Raw genomic sequence first — 19,822 nt, 5'->3', positions numbered from 1 at the left:
CTCGGTCGCAGGGGGGATTTCGGTCGTCCGCGGATCGCTTATCCGCAGGCTACCTTCGCAGCTCCCACTCATAGGAAGCAGCGGCAAGCAAATAAAGTGGCGCCGTCTCCGTCCGCAAAATGCGCGGCCCGAGGCTGCACGGCAAAAAGCCGTGCTGTTCGAGTCGTTCCGCTTCTTCCGCGCTGAATCCTCCCTCCGGCCCAAAGACGGCCAAAAGCGAGCCTCCGGGCGCTAGGTCGGTCAAAAGGGCCGGGAGCGAAGCGTGCCGCCCTCGGCGCGCTTCCTCCTCATAAGCGAACAGCCGAACGTCAACCGTTTCGCCAAACGCAACGAGCTCGGCCAACGAAAGCGGCGCCCGCACGTCCGGCACCACGGTTCGCTCGGCCTGTTCAGCCGCCTCTTTGGCGATTTTTTTCCACCGCTCCACCTTTTTCTCCGCTTTTTTGTCCTCCCATTTGACGAGCGAACGAGCGGCAGCAAACGGCAAAAAACCGGCCGCCCCGAGCTCCGTCCCTTTTTGGATGACAAGCTCCCATTTGTCCCCTTTCGGCAGCCCTTGCGCGATATAAATGCGCACCGGCAGTTCACGCCGCTCCTCTTTCCATTGTACAATACGGGCTTGCACTTGCTCATTGGCAATTTGTTCAATTTGGCAAACCGCCGTGCGCCCGTCCGGAAACACGCAGGCAATCGCCGCGCCCGGTTTCATGCGCATGACGCGAGCGATATGATGGGCGTCATCGCCGCTGATCGCGACGATTTCCCCGCGCCGTGCCTGTTCGGAAACGAAATAGCGCTGCAACCGACATCCCTTCTTTGCTTACGGTTTCGTGAAACAACGATCGCAACAAAACGGTTTCGTCGAAGGCCGCCTCCTGTTTGCTTACGGTTTCGCGGCGACCAACGCCACCCAATCTTCCATCACCTTCGTATCGGCGATCGCAAATCCTAAAGCGAGCAATTCGTTTTGGACCTCTTGTTTTTTCGCCTGAATGATGCCCGAGACGATCAAGCGGCCGCCCGGCTTCAACAGCCGGTAGGCGTCGCCGGCAAAGCGCAAAATGATTTCCGCCAAAATGTTGGCGACGATCACGTCAGCCGGTTCCTCGATATGGTCAAGCAAATTGTTTTGTGAGACCGTTACGATATGCTGCACCTTATTGAGCTTCACGTTCAGCCGCGCGCTGTCGACCGCCACCGGATCCAAATCGAGCGCCCGCACCGACCGGGCGCCGAGCATCGCCGCGGCGATGCTTAAAATGCCGGAGCCGGTGCCAACATCAATGACCTCGTCGCCAGGGCGCACGTATTTTTCAAGCGCCTGCAGGCACATGACCGTCGTCGGGTGCGTGCCGGTGCCAAACGCCATGCCCGGGTCCATTTCGATGATCAGCTCGTCGTCGGAAGCCGGTTCATACGTCTCCCACGTTGGCACGACCGTAAACTTTTCCGATACTTTGACCGGGTGGTAATGCTTTTTCCACGCCGTCGCCCATTCTTCCTCATTCACTTCGCTCAACGTAATTTTATTTTTGCCAAGGTCAATATCGTATAGCCATAAATTGTTAATCGCCTGCTTAATTTGTTCCACCGTTTCGCCAAGAAAGCTGTTGACCGGCAAATATGCCTTAATGATGACCCCTTCTTCCGGATAATCGTCGGGATTGAGCTCGACGATCTCTCCGTACCAATCGTCGCGGTCTTTGACAAGGTCGTACGAGTCCTCAATGACCACGCCGCCGGCGCCGGCTTCATGCAAAATGTTCGAAATCGCTTCGACCGCTTCGTGCGTCGTATGGATGCTGATTTCTGACCATTTCATCGCGCTTACGCTTCTCCTTTGAACGCCTTTTTGACTTTTTCAAAAAAACGGGTATGCGGCCCGTCATGCATCGTCTCTCCACCGAGCCGATCAAACTCGCGCAACAGCTGTTTTTGCTTTTCCGTCAACCGCGTCGGCGTCACAACGCGGACGATGACGTGCTGGTCGCCTTGGCCGTAGCCGCGCACGTTCGGCACCCCTTTTCCCTTCAAGCGAAAGCGCGTGCCCGTTTGCGTGCCGGCTGGGATTTTCAGCTTAACGGGGCCATGAAGCGTCGGCACTTCCATTTCATCGCCAAGCGCCGCTTGGGCGAACGACAGCGGCACCTCGCAATAAATATCGTCGCCGTCGCGCTTAAAAAACTCATGCGGTTCGACATGGAAGACGATGTACAAATCCCCCGGCGGCCCGCCGTTGATCCCCGGTTCCCCTTGACCGGCGACGCGCAGCTGCTGTCCGTCGTCGACACCGGCCGGAATTTTGACGTGAATTTTTTTCCGCCGTTTCACGCGCCCCGTGCCCCCGCACGTTGGGCATTTTTCCGGAATGTAGCGGCCCGTGCCGGCGCAGACCGGGCACGTCCGGCGGTTGACGATGCGGCCAAACGGCGTTGCTTGTTCGCTTGTCACTTGCCCGCTGCCGTGGCAGTGCGGGCACGATTGCGGGCTTGTGCCCGGTTTTGCCCCGCTGCCGCGGCACGTGTCGCACTCCTCTTCTCGGGGAACTTCGATTTCCGTTTCTTTTCCGAACGCCGCTTCCTCAAACGTGAGCGTCATCATATATTCGAGGTCGGCTCCTTTGCGCGGCCCGCTCGCCCGCCGGCGCGGCCCGCTCGCCCGCCGGCGCGGACCGGCGCCGAAAAACGTCTCAAAAATATCTTCAAAGCCGCCAAAGCCGCTAAAACCGCCGAAATCAAAGCCGCCTTGAAATCCGCCGCCAAACGTTTCGTTCGGATCGACATGCCCGAATTGGTCGTAGCGGGCCCGCTTTTCATCATCGCTCAGCACTTCGTACGCCTCTTTGATCTCCTTGAACTTCTCGGCGGCGTCCGGCGCTTTGTTAATGTCTGGATGATACTGTTTCGAAAGCTTCCGGTACGCTTTTTTGATCTCGTCTTTCGTCGCGTTTTTGCTGACGCCGAGAATCTCGTAATAGTCGCGCTTCGCCATCGTTGATCATCCACTCCCGATTCATTCACATAAAGGTTATTTTATCATTTTCCTTTGCTTTATGGCAATATGTGAATGCTAGAAAAAAAGTCAAAGCCAAGGCAGGCCTGACTTTGACTTTTTCTTTTTCCCTTATTTATCGTCATTGACTTCTTTAAACTCCGCATCCACGACGTTGTCTTGGTTGGCCGCGCCCGTTTGCGCCTGTTTCGCCGCCTGCTCATACAGTTTGATCGACAGCTGCTGCACCGCTTCTTGCAGCGCTTCTTTTTTCTTGCGAATGTCATCGAGATCGTTTTTCTCGAGCGCCGCCTTCAACGCTTCCTTCGCCGCTTCGGCTTTCTTGATGTCATCGGCGCTCACTTTTCCTTCGACTTCTTTTAACGTTTTGTCAGTCATGAAAAGGAGCTGGTCGGCCTCGTTGCGCAGCTCGGCCGCTTCTTTCCGCTTCCGGTCGGCTTCGGCGTTTTCTTCCGCTTCTTTAATCATGCGCTGAATTTCCTCTTCCGACAAACCGGACGACGATTTGATCGTAATCGATTGCTCTTTGTTCGTTCCTAAATCTTTGGCGCGCACGTGAACGATGCCGTTGGCGTCGATATCGAACGTGACTTCAATTTGCGGCACGCCGCGCGGCGCCGGCGGGATGCCGGTCAGCTGGAAGCGGCCCAGCGTTTTGTTGTCGGCCGCCATCGGACGCTCCCCTTGCAAGACGTGAATGTCAACGGTCGTCTGGTTGTCGGCCGCGGTTGTAAACACTTGCGATTTGCTCGTCGGAATCGTCGTATTCCGCTCGATCAATTTCGTAAACACGCCGCCCATCGTTTCAATGCCGAGCGACAGCGGGGTGACGTCAAGCAGGACGACATCTTTGACCTCGCCGGCGATGACGCCGCCTTGGATCGCCGCGCCGATCGCCACGACTTCATCCGGGTTGACGCCTTTGTGCGGCTCTTTGCCGAGTTCGCGCTTGATCGCTTCTTGCACGGCCGGAATGCGCGTCGAACCGCCGACCAAAATGATTTTGTCGATGTCGGCTGGCGTCAAACCGGCGTCTTGCAACGCTTGGCGGACCGGTCCCATCGTCCGCTCGACGAGGTGGGCCGACAATTCTTCAAACTTGGCGCGGGTGAGCGTCGTCTCAAGATGGAGCGGGCCGTTTTCGTTCGCGCTGATAAACGGCAGCGAAATTTGCGTCTGCGTCACGCCGGACAGCTCTTTTTTCGCTTTTTCCGCCGCATCTTTTAAGCGCTGGAGCGCCATTTTGTCTTTGGACAAATCGATGCCGTGCTCTTGCTTGAACTGATTGACCAAATAATCGATGATCACTTGGTCAAAGTCGTCGCCGCCCAAATGGTTGTCGCCGGCGGTCGCCTTCACTTCAAACACGCCGTCGCCAAGCTCCAAAATCGAGACGTCAAACGTCCCGCCGCCCAAGTCGTAGACGAGAATCGTTTGGTCTTCTTCTTTATCTAAACCGTAAGCGAGCGCCGCCGCCGTCGGCTCGTTGATGATGCGTTCGACTTGCAAGCCGGCGATGCGGCCAGCGTCTTTCGTCGCTTGGCGTTGGGCATCGTTGAAATAGGCCGGCACGGTGATGACGGCGCGCGTCACCGGCTCACCTAAATAGTCTTCGGCGTACGATTTCAAGTATTGCAAAATGATCGCTGAAATTTCTTGCGGTGTATATTGCTTTCCTTCAATTTCGACTTTGTAATCGGTGCCCATATGGCGCTTGATCGAGATGATCGTGTTCGGGTTCGTGATCGCTTGCCGTTTGGCGACTTCGCCGACGAGGCGCTCGCCGTTTTTAAACGCCACGACCGATGGGGTCGTGCGGTTTCCTTCCGGGTTCGGAATGACTTTCGCTTCGCCGCCTTCCAACACGGCGACGCAAGAGTTCGTCGTTCCTAAGTCGATACCGATAATTTTGCTCATCGCCTATCACCCTCCGTTTCCGTTTACTGACTCACTTTGACCATGGCGGGGCGCAGCACGCGGTCTTTCAGCCGGTAGCCTTTTTGCAGCTCTTCCACGACCGTGTTCGGCTCATACCCCTCGGCTTCCGCTTGCATGACCGCTTGATGCCAATGGGGATCGAACGGCTTGCCGACCGCCTCGATCGCCTCAACCCCTTCTTTCTTCAAGGCATCGACAAGCGACCGGTACACCATTTCCATCCCTTGCAAAATCGACTTCGCCTGTTCGCTGTCCGCCTCAATGTTCAAGGCGCGTTCAAAGTTGTCGAGAACCGGAAGCAAATCATTGGCCAAACTTTGCGCGCGGTATTTTTCCGCCGCTTCCATCTCTTGGCGCGTCCGACGGCGGAAGTTTTCGAAATCGGCGTACAGGCGGAGATACCGGTTTTCCATCTCGGCCAATTTCGCTTCCAATTCAGCGATCTGCGCCTTGGCCGCTGCCAGCTCTTCGGCTGTTGGCGCCGTTTCCATCGGTTCCGCCGCTTCCTCCCGATCGGCTTGTTCGCTTTCTTCCTCATGCAAAGCAGCGTTCGATTCTCCGCCAAGCGGCGCGGCGGATTCTTCCTCACCCGCTCTCTCCCGCTCCGGTTCAGCGTATGTAGCTTGTTCCATGGCTTGTTTTTCTCCTTGTTCCATCGATTTTCACCTCCCTGCCCGGGCCCCTTGCCGGATGTTAGGCAAAAGCGAATCCGTCTCTCGATGGTCGCTCCTAGCGTCTTGATCAACCGTTTGCCGTCCCCCCGGGCCCTTCCTTGTTTATGTATCAATGGCCACAAGGAAAGGATGGATGCGCGATCCATCCGTTATCCAATATGGCCATTCTTATTGGCTTTGATACCATTTCGTCAGCGCGGCCGACAAATCGGAGGCGACGCGGTTTAAGACCGTGATGACGCGCGAATATTCCATGCGCGTCGGCCCTAAAATCGCAATCGCTCCAAGCGGCTCATCGCCGACCGTGTACGTCGCCGTAATCAAACTGCAGTTTTCCATGCCGCGCAGCTCGTTTTCGTGTCCGATCGACACCCGCACCCCTTTTTGGTTTTGCTTGCGGAGCAGACGGTAAATGTCTTTTTCTTGCTCAATGATGTTCAGAAGCGGGCGCACTTTTTGAATGTCGCTGAACTCCGGCTGGTTGAGCATGTTCGCCTTGCCGGCGAAAAACACTTTTTCGTCTTCGGGAACATCGATCGTCTCAACGAGCGTGTTCAGCACGCTGTCGTAGTTGCGGATGTGCCGGCGCAGGACGTCGGCCACTTCCGTCTCCATTTTCTCTTTCAAATCGACGAGCGGGACGCCGTTTAAGCGCTCGTTGAAAATGTTGATCATTTTTTCGAGATCGCCCGCATCCATGGATGACGGAATCGTCACGACCCGGTTTTCGACATGGCCGGTGTCCGTCACGATGATGGCCACCGCCGTCTGTTCATTGAGCGGGACGATTTGCATCCGCTTCAGCTTGCTTTCTTTAAACGCCGGGCCAAGAGCGATCGATGTATAATTCGTCAAATCGGACAAAATCTGTGCCGACTTTTGCATCAATTTCTCTAGCTCGCAGATGCGCTCAGCGAACACGGAGCGGATTTTTTGCAAGTCCGCCCGCGTCAGCCGCTGCGGCGGCAGCAGATGGTCGACATAGTATCGGTATCCTTTTTCCGACGGCACGCGGCCGGACGAAACGTGCGTTTTTTCGATGTAACCAAGCTCTTCCAAATCCGCCATCTCATTGCGGATCGTCGCTGAGCTGAACGCAATCTGATGCTTTTTCGATAACGTCCGCGAACCGACAGGCTGCCCTGAACGAATGAAATCGTCGATAATCACCTGCAAAATCAACAGTTGGCGGTCCGTTAGCAAGTGTCTCACCTCTGTTAGCACTCAAACAATTTGAGTGCTAAATCTACTATTAGGGTAGCAAATCAGCGAGCAAATGTCAATGTTTACATCTCGCCGAGGAACGCGGCGAACACCTCATTGCCGAGCAAGCGGCCGCGCTTGGTCAGGCGGAGGTGACCGTTCGTCTCCTCAAGACGTCCGCATGCGAGCTCGCGGCGAATCGCGGCACCAAACACATCGTCCATCTCGCACCCAAACTTTTGCCGGAAGCGGGCCTTGGATACCCCTTCCGTCTTGCGCAGCCCTAAAAAAAGTTCCTCTTCCATCTGTTCGCGGACGGTGAGGCGGCGCACAGCGCGATGCGGCCATTCGCCGCGCTCGATGGCGGCGATGTAATGCCGAACCGGGCCGATGTTCTCACGCCGCACACCGTCGATATAGCTGTGCGCCCCGGCGCCGATGCCGTAGTACTCCTCGTTGTTCCAGTAGGTCAAGTTGTGCCGGCTTTCCCGCCCCGGCAAAGCATAGTTGCTGATTTCGTATTGCCGGTAGCCGCCGGCCGGCAGGCGATCCATGGCCGCTTCGTACATTTCCGCTTCCGCTTCTTCGCCGGGAAGGCGAAGGCGCCCCTTCCGCCACTCGTTGTAAAACATCGTTTTCGGTTCAACCATCAAAGAATAGACGGACAGATGAGCGACTTCGAGCGACAGCGCTGCCTCGAGGTCGGCCAAAAACAGCGCCAACGTTTGTCCCGGCAATCCGTACATCAAATCGACGCTAATATTGACAAACCCAGCTTCTCGTGCCATCTCCACCGCCCGAACGACATCTTCACGCCGATGCGTCCGGCCGATGGCACAAAGCAGCTCGGGATCAAACGTCTGCACTCCGATGCTGAGGCGATTGACGCCGGCAGCGCGCAAAATGGCGAGCTTTTCGCTCGTCAATCCGTCCGGATTCGCTTCGACGGTGAACTCGGCTGTTGATCGGTCAAACTGAAAATGGCGGTGAATGCTTTCAAACAGGCGGCCGAGCTGCGCCGGTTCAAGCACCGTCGGCGTGCCGCCGCCGATAAACAGCGTTTGGAGCCGGCGGCCAAACTCAGCGGCCGTCCACGCCATTTCCTTGTCCATCGCCCGCAAGTAATCGTCGATCGGTTGGCCGGCGGCGAACACTTTGTTAAAGTCGCAATAATGACAAATATGGGCACAAAAAGGGATGTGAAAATAGGCGGAAATGGCCAATCGTGCTCCTCCTTTCCAACAGCGCGAACGAAACAAGGCTATCCCCCAAGGAGACAGCCTTGTCCGCTTATTTTTTCTGGTCATCGATTTTCAAAACGGCCATAAACGCTTCCTGCGGCACTTCGACCGATCCGATTTGTTTCATCCGCTTCTTTCCTTCTTTTTGTTTCTCAAGCAGCTTCCGCTTCCGCGATACGTCGCCCCCGTAACATTTGGCGAGCACGTTTTTGCGCAGCGCCTTGATCGTCGAACGGGCGATGATTTTGTTGCCGATCGCCGCTTGCACCGGCACTTCAAACTGCTGGCGCGGAATCAAATCTTTCAGCTTTTCCACGATCACTTTGCCGCGCTCATAGGCGGAATCGCGATGGACGATAAACGACAACGCATCGATTTTTTCGCCGTTAAGCAAAATATCCATCTTGACGAGGTTGGACGGCCGATAGCCGATCAACTCATAGTCGAACGACGCGTACCCTTTCGTGTTCGATTTTAAGGCATCGAAAAAGTCGTAGACAATTTCAGAAAGCGGAATATCGTAAATGAGCATGACGCGCTTTTCATCCAAATATTGCATATCGACAAACGTGCCCCGCTTCCCTTGACACAGCTCCATGACCGGCCCCACGTAGTCGTTCGGCACCATGATCGTCGCTTTCACGTACGGCTCTTCAATGCGGTCGATTTTTTGCGGATCGGGCATGTTCGTCGGGTTGTCGACGTTAACTTCGGTTCCATCGGTCAAATGCACCTTGTAAACGACGCTCGGCGCGGTCGTGATCAAATCGATATGAAATTCGCGCTCGAGCCGCTCTTGGATGATTTCCATATGAAGCAAGCCGAGAAATCCGCAGCGGAAGCCAAACCCAAGCGCCTGCGACGTCTCCGGCTCAAACTGGAGCGCCGCATCGTTGAGCTGCAGCTTCTCAAGCGCCTCGCGCAAATCGTTGTAGCGCGCCGTATCGATCGGGTACATGCCGCAAAACACCATCGGGTTGAGCTTCCGGTAGCCGGGGAGCGGCTCGGCCGCCGGCCGTTCGGCATCGGTGATCGTATCCCCGACGCGCGTGTCTTTCACGTTTTTAATGGAGGCGGTCAAATAGCCGACATCACCGACCGTCAATTCGTTGACAACTTTTTGCTTCGGGGTGAACACGCCGACTTCCGTCACTTCAAATTCTTTGCCGGTCGACATCATTTTGATGCGCTGGCCTGGCTTCACCGTTCCGTCAACGATGCGGACGTAAGCGACGACGCCGCGATACGGGTCATAAAGCGAATCAAAGATGAGCGCCTTCAGCGGCGCATCCGGATCGCCCGAAGGAGCCGGAATTTTCGCGACGATCTTTTCTAAAATCTCCTCGATGCCGATGCCGACTTTGGCCGACGCAAGCACGGCATCAGAGGCGTCAAGGCCGATCACATCCTCAATTTCTTGGCGCACCCGCTCCGGTTCGGCGCTTGGCAAATCGATTTTATTGATCACAGGCAAAATCTCCAAATTATTGTCAATCGCCAAGTACACGTTGGCGAGCGTCTGCGCTTCGATGCCTTGCGCCGCATCGACGACTAAAATCGCCCCTTCACAAGCAGCCAAACTGCGCGATACTTCGTACGTAAAATCGACGTGGCCCGGCGTGTCGATCAAATGGAAAATATACTCTTCGCCATTTTTCGCTTTGTATGTCAACTGCACCGCGTTCAATTTAATCGTGATGCCGCGTTCGCGCTCAAGATCCATCATATCGAGCGTCTGCTCGCGCAGTTCGCGCTCTGACAGCGCGCCGGTTTTCTCTAAAATGCGGTCGGCCAGCGTCGATTTTCCGTGGTCGATATGGGCGATAATCGAAAAATTGCGAATCCGTTCTTGCCGCTTCAACCGTTCTTCCCGGTTCATTGTCTCTCACTCCTGCTTCTTCGCAAAACTGCACTAGCTTTGATTATAGCAACAGCGTCAAGAAGATTCAATGGTGAACTGCGCGGACCGCTTGAGATGCTTTCTCCCTAGCCTTGCTTTTTTGCTTCGTTCTCCGTTTGGGCCATCACGCCGATCAGCGGCGCACCGGAAATGAGGCCTCATCGCCGTGACGGCAACAAAAAATCCGCCAAGCTTGAGCGAATGCCTTGACGGATGATACAACCAACCGGCCGAGTTACTCCAATACCCGGCCGATGAGGGAAAGAAGCGTGTTCATGAGCGCGGTGGCGGCGTCAGCGAGTCGACGACCAAGCTCGGAAAAAACGTTGAACGATGTCAACTCGCGCATCGTTTCCTGCTTTTTTTGCCAATCGGCCGCGGTGACGGTCTCACCAAACACCGCCGCCTCCACCTCTCCGCTGTCGTTTCGCTTCATTTCAACGACGGACGGAAATGCTGGATCCGCGTAGCCGCGCATCCGCTCCATTCCGTTGTGCGCCTGCTGCATGCCAAACAGCACGCCAAAAAACAATAGAAACAGCATCAATCCAAATTGAATCAGCCATTTCGCCATAGCAACACCCCTTTACTTTTTCTCGGGCGGGGTCGGCGCTTGAACTTTCTCGGCCTGCCAATAATACTCGCTAAACACATCGGCAAACGCAGCAGCCGAGCGGAACAGTTCGGCAAACGTATTGTCAACGCCACCGATTTCAATCAATATCGCGTTGCCCGATAAATCTTGATTGAATTTGCCATCGGTGCCAGCCCCTTGCTTCTTGATCACCCCGCGGCTCAGCCCCGGATATTTCTTTTGCATCAAATGGTGCAATTCCGTAGCCAGCTGCAAATTTTTCTCATATTCGGCGTTCTCGCCGCCGACAATAAACGCCACCCGGGCATACGTAGCGCCGTTGATCGTCGTCGTCGTATAGTTGCGCCGGTGGGCATCGCGGTGAATGTCGATCAAATATTGCAAATCGCGGTTTTGTTTCATCGCCGCGACGACCGTTTGCCGCGACATGTCATAGGCTTGGCTGTAGTTCATCCCTTTTTTCAGCAGCTCCGCTTCGATGTCGGTTTTGTTCACTTGCGCGCCGATGCCCCGCTTCTCCAACTCTTCCATCAGTTTCTCGCCGACTTTCGTGACATTGACGCTCCGGTGAAACGCCAAATTCGGGTCGGTCACCCCTTTTAAAGCCGGCAAATACGACTCGCGCGTATGAGTGTGATAAATGTAAACGACTTTTCTGCCCTCAGTCGTCTGCCTTGGCGGCGGCAACGGCTTTTCATCCTCCGTCTGCTCGGCTTGTTCAAGCTCTTCGACCGATGCCTGCCGTTCCGCCAGCATCACCTCAAGCGGAGGCGCCGATTCATACGGAATGTTCGTATAATCCGTCCCTTCGCCGGCGATTAAAATTTTGCTGTCATACAGTGCAAAGCCCGGCAGCTCGCTGCCTAGCAAACTGCGCGGATCATCAGGATTGATGCTCGTCGCTAGGCGAAACAGCAGCGACGAATAGTTTGTCCGCTGCCGCTCTTTCGGCAGCAGTTGGGCAAAATACCCGTTTTCCAACGCAAACAAGCGGACGAACGCCTCTTGTGGAAAATGGGCCGCCATATCGTTAATGGACGAGGATGACGGACGATATTCCGGCCGCAGCGACGTGAGCGCCCCGATGAGCATCACCATCATCATGCATCCTACAACGACGAGCATCAACAACTTTTTTAAGCTAGCTCCTGGAACAGCGATCATCACATGTGGCGGGCGCCATCGTTTCATACTTCCACCCTTTCCCGGCTTGTCTCCTCACTTTAACCTATGGCCAAGCAGGGAAAGATAGAACCGCTTTTTCCTACTGCGTGTAAGAACCGACGTTGTCTTGATTCACTTGCCGATGCAGCGCTCTGTTCAAACCGCCGGCCAATACGTTCGCCATATCGCTGATAAACGAATCGACTTCCTTTGGCGTCACCATCAAATTATGGCCGAGCGGGGCGAGCACTTCATAAATCAAGCGCCGCTTTTCCTCATCGCCGAGCGTGCCAACCATGCCGAGAAACGTCGACCGTTCTTGCGGCGACGGCATATCTTGTTCCGTCAGCTTCTTTTTGCGCCCGAACGTCCAGCCGGCCGGGGCGAGAGCGCTTGAAGGCCGCTGACCTTGGCGCATTTCGCGGCCGAAATGTTTCAAAATAAAGTCAATCGTGTCGCTTGTGATCGAGACGGCATCGACAACGGTCGGGACGCCGATCGAAATGACCGGGATGCCGAGCGTCTCGCGGCTCAGCTCTTTGCGCTTGTTGCCGACTCCGGAACCAGGATGAATGCCGGTGTCGGAAATTTGAATCGTTGCGTTGACGCGCTCAATCGAACGGGCGGCCAAGGCGTCAATGACAATGACAAAATCCGGCTTCGTTTTTTGGACGACCCCGTCGATGATATCGCTCGTTTCAATCCCCGTTGTCCCCATCACTCCCGGGGCGAGGGCGCTGACCGGCCGGAACCCTTCGGCGACGCTTTCCGGCTGCAACTGGAACAAATGGCGGGTCACCAGCACGTTTTCCACCGTCAGCGGCCCGAGCGCATCGGGGGTGACGTTTTGGTTGCCAAGCCCAACGATCAGGCAGCTGGCCTCATCCGGAATGCGAAGCCGCTTCAAAAAGGCGCTGAGCTGCTCGGAGAATACGCGCTGCACGCTTTGCTGCAGCTCTTTGTTTTGCTCGCGGATTCCTTGCGCTTCAATCGTCACATAATGGCCCGGCTTTTTTCCGATTGAAGCCGCTCCTTGCTCGGTGACATGCACATGTGACAGTTTGATGCCATCGATCTCTTGGTCGCGGATGATGACCCCTTCGATCGGGGCCCCGCTTTCTTTTTTTTGCTGCAGGCGCTCCTCCACAGCAATCTCATGCGCTTCAATGGCCAAATCGGTGCGCACGGAATACGGACGTAAATCGAGCGGCTGTTCCATGGCGTTCCTCCTCATGCCGTTTTCTTTTATTGTCACCGCAATGAGGCAACGTCATTCACATTTCGTAAAGGATTTTTGCTTGCACACTCTTGCATAATCAACAGGCGTTTGATAGAATAACATTTGTTCTTCCTGCTGTTCACAGCAAAAATTCGCATCGTAACGGAGGTGAATGGATGTGGCTAACATCAAATCGGCAATCAAACGGGCAAAAACGAGCGAAAAACGCCGCGCACACAACGCTTCGATGAAATCGGCGATGCGCACCGCCATTAAAAAGTTTGAGGCGCTCGTCGAACTGAAAGACGTGGAAAAAGCGCGCGAAGCGTTCATTATCGCGTCGAAAAAATTAGACAAAGCCGCAAGCAAAGGCCTTATCCATAAAAACGCCGCCAGCCGGCAAAAATCGCGCTTAGCGAAAAAATTAAACAGCATCCAAGCTTCCTAATGAAAAACGACCTGGCGCCAGGTCGTTTTTTTATAACGCTCTCGCCCGCTCTCATCGCCGGCTGCGTTCCTCTTCCGGCCGGGCGCCCCATCGCATCAGCAAAAGCTCGAGCGCCAGCCGGCGATCCATCGCCCCGCTTTTCACCTGATGATCGACATCGGCCAGATCATTGATCGCTTCGACAAGCTCTTGCTCGGAAAACCGCGCCGCTTGAGCAAGGGCGAGCTTGACGCGAAACGGATGAACGTTAAGCGCGGAGGCGATTTGCGTCTGCCCATACCCCGTTTGCGCGAGCCATTTCACTTGCGACAGCAAGCGGAAATGGGAAGCGAGCAGCGCCAACATTTTGATCGGCTCCTCTTGATGGCCAAGCAAATCGACAAGCGTCCGCAAGGCGCCGGGAATATCGCGCTTCGCCACCTGCTCGACGAGAACAAACACGTTCTCCTCCGGCGCGCGGGCGACGAGCCGCTCCACCGCGGCAGCTTCCACCACCCCGCCCGGTCCGGCGAACAGCGCCAACTTTTCCGTTTCGTTCGCCAGCACGGAAAGCTGCGTCCCCGCCCGCCGCAAAAGGACATCGATGGCCTCTTCGCTGATCGACGGGCCTTCGCTCTCGATGCGCCGCCGCACCCAAGCGCGCAGTTCCGCCTCGCCCAGCGAGGAAGCAACGACGACTTCGCAGCGCTCTTTGGCAAGCTTGGTGATTTTTTTTCGCTCATCGAGCTTGTCGTACGGGGCAAAAAAGATAACGATCGAAAACGGAGCCGGCGCGTTGACGTACGCCTCCAGCTTCGCCAAATTATGCTCGATCTCCTTCTCTTTTTCCGACGTAAAAAAATACGGATGCTTCACGACGACCACGCGACGCTCGCCGAAAAACGGCACCGTTTCCGCCTCCTCGAGCGCCATCTCGACCGGCGTTTCCTCGCAGTCATACACGGCGAAGTTCCACTCTCGCTCCCCTTCATCAAGCGCCGCCTTCACGATCCGCTCATACGTTTCTGTTAATAAAAACGGCTCGCTGCCATATAATAAATAAAGGGGAGAAAACCGTCGTTTTTCAATGTTTCCCCATACGCGTTCCAACATGTTCCCTTCTCCATTCTATCGCAGGATTCCCTGCTAGAAAGATACACCGTTTTTCGCCATTTTACAAGGGAACCGGCGGTCGGAAAAAACCGGTTCCCCTTTATATAAACGCCGGCTGATAAGTCCTAGGACCTTATCGTCCAGCGGGTTATTTTTATGTTTTCCCGGGCGTTGGAAAGTATTTGTGACAACTGTTGTCAAGGAAGGAAACGGGGCGGGCGATGGTAGATTTTTTCCGCGTTTTCGTCTATACTAAATAATGATTGCAAAGAGGAGGGAAAAAGCGATGAACGTCTTCGAAAAGGAAGTGCAAAGCCAGCGGAATGATGCTGTCGATTCCGCCGTTGGATTCATCGTATCGTTTGGCTTTTTCGCGACCATGTTCATCATCGCGACGCTGATCGAATTTTTCGGCCGGTAAAGGGATTGCTTTCTCCAGCAATCCTTTTTTTCTCTATCGGCGACCGCCGGATGCGGTTCGCTTTCCCGTTGCGCACTTCATTTTATGGCTTCATCGGTTGAAAGGTTCCACTTTTTTCGCTGTATACATACCGAATGGCCCCGTTTTGATCCGTCCTCCAGATGATCGCTCCCTGTTGCTTGAGCCGGACAAGCACCTCCCGAGCTGGATGGCCGTAACGGTTGTGACGACCGACCGAAATCAGCGCCACCCGCGGCTTTACCGTCCGCAAAAACGGCTCGGTCGTCGACGTGGCGCTGCCGTGATGGGCGACTTTTAACACATCGGCGCGCAAGTGTGGGTAAGCGCGGACGAGATCTTGCTCCGCTTCCTTCTCAATGTCAGCGGCAAACAGCCACGTCAAGCCGCCAAGGCGGGCGAACAAAACAAGCGAACCGTTATTGTCTTCACGGTTTCCCGCTTCCGGATGCAAAATCGCAAAGGCCGCTCCGCCCTCTTGCCATCGCTGCCCGCGTGAGGCAGCCGCAACCGGCACCGAAAACGGACGCGCCATCTGACGAACGGTCGGCAACGCGTGTGGGCTCGTCACGATTTCTTTGACCCGCACGGCCCGCAGCACATCGGGAGCCGCGCCGATATGGTCGGCGTCGTCATGAGTGAGAATCAGCTTGTCGATCGTTCGAATTCCTTTGGCCTTTAAAAACGGCACGACCACATCGCGGCCGACGGAAAACGGACGCGCCCGCTTCCGCCACGGCTCGCGCGCGATGTCTAACGTTCCGCCCGTGTCAAGCAAATAGACCGCTTTTCGACCGGGAAGTTCAATCACCGTACAGTCCCCCTGCCCGACGTCCAGTACGGTCACTTCCCCGTTCGCATTCATATACGGAGCGGCAAACTGCACGGCCAGCGCCGCCGCCACCGCCGCCAATCCCCTTTGCAGCCGGCCGCGCTCCCAAAGGAGAAACGCCGCGACCACTGCGGCGACACACAAGGCCAAACCCCATGGACTCGGGCGGCCGAGCACAAGCGTCAGGCCATGATCGGTGGAAAAGAACCGAACGATGGCATTGGTGAAGACAACGAGGCGGCAAAACAGCCAAACGAACGGAGCGAACGGAACAGCAGCCACGAGCAAAGCCAGCGGCAAGAGGATCCATGAATACAGAGGAACAAACAAGACGTTAAGAACGACACTCCAAACAGAAATTTCGTAAAAGTGATAAAGCAAGAGCGGCAGCGCCGCCAGTTGGGCGACAAGAGCGGTTTGCAGCAGCCGCCCGCCCAGCGAACGAACAGCAGACAGCGCTGGAAAATGAACAAGAAGGGCGAACGTGACGACAAACGACAGCTGGAAACCGACATCCCACACCATGTACGGATCGAAAACCAACAGCACGAGCGCCGTCCAGCTTAACGCATCAAGCGGGTGAATCGCTCCTTTTTTCCAGGCGACGGCGAGCACGATCATCCCCGTCGCACAAGCGCGCAGCACGGACGGCGAGGCGCCGGCGAGCACGGCGTACACCGGAAGCAAGACCAATAGGGCAAGCACGGCCACCTCGCGCGTCATAAACCGGATGGCAAGGGCGAACGCCGCGCTGACGAGCAAGGTGACATGACCGCCGGAAATGGCCAGCAAATGAATCAGCCCGAGCTGCTGGTAACCAGCAAGCACCTCTTCATCGAGCTGGCGGCGCTCGCCATAAATGAGGGCGGCCGCAATGCCGGCGGCTTCCGGTGGAAGATGGGCTTCGATGCGGCGGACGCCCGCCTCGCGCAAGGAAAGAAGCCGTTCAGCGACGGTCGGACGGGCGCGCGCACAAACGGAACGATCGACAGACTCAGGAAGAAACAGCCAATGAACGCGCTGAAAACGCAAATACCGGCGGTAGTCAAACGCGTACGGATTGCTCGCCGACTGCGGCCGCTCAAGCGTGCCCAAGATGCGGCAAACCGTGCCGGGTGTCAAGTAGGCCTGCAGCGCTTCCTTTTCCGCCCTCGTCCTCATCACATAACGAAGCTGCACGCGCTCGCCGTTGATCTCCACCAATCCTTGCATCCGGTCACCGTCAAAAGCGGGCGGCGCAGTAAAACGGACGTTCAACGTGCGGCGCCCGCCGGACAAAGACGTTTCATTGTCATGGTCCACGATCAGGAAATATGCAAAAAAGAAGAGAGCCGTCAAAAAAGCGGGAAGAAAAACAGGCGGCCGGCGGATGAAAAGAAGAAGGAGATAAACGATGAGGAAACACCATGCTGTGGGGGACGGTGAGGCGGCCGCCACGGCCAAGAGCGCCGCCGCGGCGAGATAGACGGTTTGCCCTCTCATGCTTCGCCTTCACCGCCGGAAAGCAACGCGAACACATCGGTCTTCAGCGGCACTTGCACGAGCCGGACGCCAGCTTGGGCAAACAGTTCCAAAGCATACGGATGGTTTTTGTAGTCTTGGGCGTAATAGACGGCGCGAATGCCGCTTTGAATGATGGCTTTGCAGCACTGCAGGCACGGAAAGTGGGTGACGTACATCTCCGCCCCCTCGGTCGGGACGCCAAACTTGGCGCATTGCAAAATCGCATTCATTTCCGCGTGAATCGTCCGCACACAATGGCCGTCAATGACGTAGCACCCTTCATCGATGCAATGCGCGCCGCCGGCGATCGAACCGTTATATCCGCCGGCGATAATGCGCTTGTCGCGCACAATCGTCGCCCCCACCGCCAACCGCGTGCACGTGCTGCGCAGCGCCAGCAGATGGCTTTGCGCCATAAAATATTGATCCCACGTAATCCGTTCCATTCGTTGTCCCTCCGCTCCTATTCATAGTTTTAGTCTACTTGCCGAACCCCACCCCGTCAACGCCGAAAGGGAAACCGTCCGATGCCGACGATCATTCAGGCGGTTTCCTCCTCACCCCACCAACGCCGAAAGTAAAGCCGTCCGATGCCGCCAATTATTCGAGCGGTTTCCGCCTCACCCCACCAACACCGAAAGGGAAACCGTTCGATGCCGACGATCATTCAGGCGGTTTCCGCCTCACCCCGCCAACGCGGAAAGTGAAGCAGCCTTCCCCTTGCCGGGCGCCGGCGGCAACCGTGAGCTTAGCCTACGTGCCGCACCGTTTACGGGACAAGCAAATACGGTTTCAATTTCTCCAACGTTTTTTCCCCAATTCCAGCCACATTCAACAAATCTTCTGGACGCTGAAACGGCCCGTGTTCTTCGCGATAAGCGATGATCGCTTTCGCCTTTGCCAGCCCGATGCCGGGCAGCTGCATCAGCTCCTCTTCGGTCGCCGTATTGATCGCCACTTGCGGACCGTTTTTTCTCTCGGCTTCAGGAGCCGCCTCAACCGGGTTCGGTGCCGCTTCGCCTTTGGCCGGCACGTAAATCATCATCTCATCGCGCACTTTGGCCGCCAGATTGACTTTCGTTTCATCCGCCTCATCCGTCAGTCCGCCGGCTAAGGCGATGACATCACGGACGCGGGCATCCGCCGCCACCTCGTACACCCCGGGTTTCACAACCGCCCCTTTGACATCGACCACAGCGGTTTTGCGCGCTTCGTCCGTTTGGGTTTCGGAACGAGCGGCATCTGTTTCAGCCGCAGCCGGCAAGGACACGGTTGGCTGCTCATCCGCTGGATGACGGACCACCCACATCCCTGCAGCCGCAGCCACCAACAAAACTGCTCCCCATTTCCAATGATTTTTCCCAAGCTCCCGCACAAATTTCCACACGTTCTCCCACATCATCGCCATCCTTTCCTTGGAAAAAGTCATAAACGAAGCGCTGGTGTCATACATATCGAAAAGAGAGTTCCGGTCAACTCAACCGGGAGGGGGGACCACACATGAACATCGGCGTCATCGGCACGGGGAATATGGGCACCATCTTAATCGAAGCGTTCCTCGACTCCGGCGCCGTTCAAGCGGATCAACTCGTCATCACGAACCGTACGCTTGCGAAAGCGTTCGCGATACAACGGGCGCACCCCGGCATCACAGTGGCTGCCGATGCGGCTGAAGTCGTCCAACGATGCGGCATCGTCATGTTATGCGTCAAACCGTTTGACATCCATCCGCTGCTGCAACAGCTGGCTCCGCACTGGACAAGGGAGCATTGCCTTGTGTCAATCACCAGTCCGATCAGCGTCGAGCAGCTAGAAGCGGCCGTTCCTTGTCAAGTGGTGCGCGCCATTCCGAGCATCGCCAATCGCGCGCTCTCCGGCAGCATCCTTGTCACCTTCGGGTCTCGCTGTTCGGCCGCCTGTCGGCAAACGATCGACGCTCTTTTTCGGCGCATCGCTTCGCCCGTTTCCATCGATGAGGCCATCACCCGCGTCGCATCGGACATCGCAAGCTGCGGCCCGGCGTTTTTTAGCTATTTGCTGCGGCGCTTTATCGAAGCCGCAGCAGCGAAGACCGCCATCTCGACCGAGCAAGCAACGATGCTGGCAACCGACATGATCATCGGCCTCGGGGAATTGCTGAGGCGGGACTTGTATACGCTTCAAACTTTGCAGGAAAAAGTATGCGTCAAAGGCGGAATCACCGGGGAAGGCATCGCCGTCCTCGAGCGGCGGCTCGACGGCGTTTTTGAAGAAGTGCTGGCCAAAACGCATGAGAAGTTTCGAGAAGACGTGGAGAAGGTGAGGCAACAGTTCTCGTCATAAAAACGCATTCGACAACAAACAGACAATTCCTTCTTTAATCCGACAAAAAATCTCCCCTCACATTTCCACTTAAGACTAGCGGCCATTTGTCAGTTCATTTGTTCGCGACAGAACCGTTTCCTGTTGCACGCACCTTTTTACCAAAGTTTCAATCCTCACCCAGCCTTTTGGCTGGGTGCAACTATATAAGTTGCAATAAAAAATTTCCGATTTTTCGTTGCGGGTTTCATCTAAGTACAA

Annotated in this window: 18 protein-coding genes; 3 read left to right on the top strand and 15 right to left on the bottom strand. The window is 55.9% G+C overall.

Annotated elements, in window-relative coordinates:
- Positions 1 to 49 precede the first annotated feature (49 nt).
- The 11 genes from NST29_RS05810 to gpr all read right to left on the bottom strand — a co-directional run bounded on the left by NST29_RS05810 (position 50) and on the right by gpr (position 12,946).
- Positions 50 to 802 carry a 16S rRNA (uracil(1498)-N(3))-methyltransferase gene (locus NST29_RS05810; RefSeq protein ID WP_033018920.1) on the bottom strand — a complete coding sequence of 251 codons (753 nt, stop codon included), beginning with the start codon at positions 800 to 802 and terminating at the stop codon, positions 50 to 52.
- Between the two features lie 81 nt (positions 803 to 883).
- Positions 884 to 1,822, bottom strand: a complete 939-nt coding sequence (gene prmA / locus NST29_RS05805; protein WP_033018919.1) for a 50S ribosomal protein L11 methyltransferase — start codon at positions 1,820 to 1,822, stop codon at positions 884 to 886.
- A gap of 5 nt (positions 1,823 to 1,827) precedes the next feature.
- The gene (dnaJ, locus tag NST29_RS05800; RefSeq protein WP_033018918.1) at positions 1,828 to 2,991 is read right to left on the bottom strand and encodes a molecular chaperone DnaJ; all 1,164 of its coding nucleotides are present in this window, start codon (positions 2,989 to 2,991) and stop codon (positions 1,828 to 1,830) included.
- Between the two features lie 132 nt (positions 2,992 to 3,123).
- Positions 3,124 to 4,929, bottom strand: a complete 1,806-nt coding sequence (gene dnaK, locus NST29_RS05795) for a molecular chaperone DnaK (protein ID WP_033018917.1) — start codon at positions 4,927 to 4,929, stop codon at positions 3,124 to 3,126.
- A 23-nt stretch (positions 4,930 to 4,952) separates the two neighbouring features.
- A complete protein-coding gene (gene grpE, locus NST29_RS05790) occupies positions 4,953 to 5,606 on the bottom strand; it encodes a nucleotide exchange factor GrpE (protein WP_033018916.1) in 654 nt (217 codons plus the stop codon).
- A 186-nt stretch (positions 5,607 to 5,792) separates the two neighbouring features.
- A complete protein-coding gene (gene hrcA, locus NST29_RS05785; RefSeq protein WP_033018915.1) occupies positions 5,793 to 6,827 on the bottom strand; it encodes a heat-inducible transcriptional repressor HrcA in 1,035 nt (344 codons plus the stop codon).
- 83 nt (positions 6,828 to 6,910) lie between these two features.
- On the bottom strand, positions 6,911 to 8,050 hold the full coding sequence (hemW, locus tag NST29_RS05780) for a radical SAM family heme chaperone HemW (protein WP_033018914.1): 1,140 nt from the start codon (positions 8,048 to 8,050) through the stop codon (positions 6,911 to 6,913).
- A 67-nt stretch (positions 8,051 to 8,117) separates the two neighbouring features.
- Positions 8,118 to 9,947, bottom strand: a complete 1,830-nt coding sequence (gene lepA / locus NST29_RS05775) for a translation elongation factor 4 (protein WP_033018913.1) — start codon at positions 9,945 to 9,947, stop codon at positions 8,118 to 8,120.
- Between the two features lie 256 nt (positions 9,948 to 10,203).
- Positions 10,204 to 10,542 (bottom strand): DUF3679 domain-containing protein, encoded by a 339-nt coding sequence (locus tag NST29_RS05770; protein WP_033018911.1) that lies wholly within the window; start codon positions 10,540 to 10,542, stop codon positions 10,204 to 10,206.
- Positions 10,543 to 10,554: 12 nt separating this feature from the next.
- Positions 10,555 to 11,754 (bottom strand): stage II sporulation protein P, encoded by a 1,200-nt coding sequence (locus NST29_RS05765; RefSeq protein ID WP_033018910.1) that lies wholly within the window; start codon positions 11,752 to 11,754, stop codon positions 10,555 to 10,557.
- 73 nt (positions 11,755 to 11,827) lie between these two features.
- Positions 11,828 to 12,946, bottom strand: a complete 1,119-nt coding sequence (gene gpr / locus NST29_RS05760; RefSeq protein ID WP_033018908.1) for a GPR endopeptidase — start codon at positions 12,944 to 12,946, stop codon at positions 11,828 to 11,830.
- A gap of 178 nt (positions 12,947 to 13,124) precedes the next feature.
- Between gpr and rpsT the strand changes: the two genes are divergently transcribed.
- Positions 13,125 to 13,394: a 30S ribosomal protein S20 gene (gene rpsT, locus NST29_RS05755; RefSeq protein ID WP_011231991.1), complete on the top strand. Its 270-nt coding sequence runs from the start codon at positions 13,125 to 13,127 to the stop codon at positions 13,392 to 13,394.
- Positions 13,395 to 13,445: 51 nt separating this feature from the next.
- Here the strand turns inward: rpsT and holA are convergent, their stop codons facing one another.
- A complete protein-coding gene (holA, locus tag NST29_RS05750; protein WP_033018907.1) occupies positions 13,446 to 14,486 on the bottom strand; it encodes a DNA polymerase III subunit delta in 1,041 nt (346 codons plus the stop codon).
- A 286-nt stretch (positions 14,487 to 14,772) separates the two neighbouring features.
- Between holA and NST29_RS05745 the strand changes: the two genes are divergently transcribed.
- The gene (locus NST29_RS05745) at positions 14,773 to 14,907 is read left to right on the top strand and encodes a YqzM family protein (RefSeq protein WP_011231993.1); all 135 of its coding nucleotides are present in this window, start codon (positions 14,773 to 14,775) and stop codon (positions 14,905 to 14,907) included.
- Between the two features lie 82 nt (positions 14,908 to 14,989).
- Here NST29_RS05745 and NST29_RS05740 read toward each other — a convergent pair whose 3' ends face one another.
- The 3 genes from NST29_RS05740 to NST29_RS05730 all read right to left on the bottom strand — a co-directional run bounded on the left by NST29_RS05740 (position 14,990) and on the right by NST29_RS05730 (position 18,647).
- On the bottom strand, positions 14,990 to 17,239 hold the full coding sequence (locus NST29_RS05740) for a DNA internalization-related competence protein ComEC/Rec2 (RefSeq protein WP_033018906.1): 2,250 nt from the start codon (positions 17,237 to 17,239) through the stop codon (positions 14,990 to 14,992).
- Entirely contained in the window at positions 17,236 to 17,706 is a 471-nt protein-coding gene (locus NST29_RS05735; protein WP_033018905.1) for a ComE operon protein 2, read from the bottom strand. Before NST29_RS05735 ends, NST29_RS05740 begins: the two co-directional genes overlap by 4 nt.
- Positions 17,707 to 18,029: 323 nt before the next feature.
- Positions 18,030 to 18,647, bottom strand: a complete 618-nt coding sequence (locus NST29_RS05730; RefSeq protein WP_200878273.1) for a helix-hairpin-helix domain-containing protein — start codon at positions 18,645 to 18,647, stop codon at positions 18,030 to 18,032.
- Between the two features lie 113 nt (positions 18,648 to 18,760).
- Here NST29_RS05730 and comER point away from each other — a divergent pair, with 113 nt between their 5' ends.
- Positions 18,761 to 19,582, top strand: coding sequence for a late competence protein ComER (gene comER, locus NST29_RS05725; RefSeq protein ID WP_033018904.1), 822 nt, complete (start codon positions 18,761 to 18,763; stop codon positions 19,580 to 19,582).
- Positions 19,583 to 19,822 lie beyond the last annotated feature (240 nt).

The sequence above is a fragment of the Geobacillus sp. FSL W8-0026 genome (assembly GCF_037966255.1).
GTDB lineage: Bacteria > Bacillota > Bacilli > Bacillales > Anoxybacillaceae > Geobacillus > Geobacillus icigianus.
The sequence above is the reverse complement of the archived record's forward strand: the minus strand, read 5'-3'. Positions and strand labels throughout refer to the sequence as shown.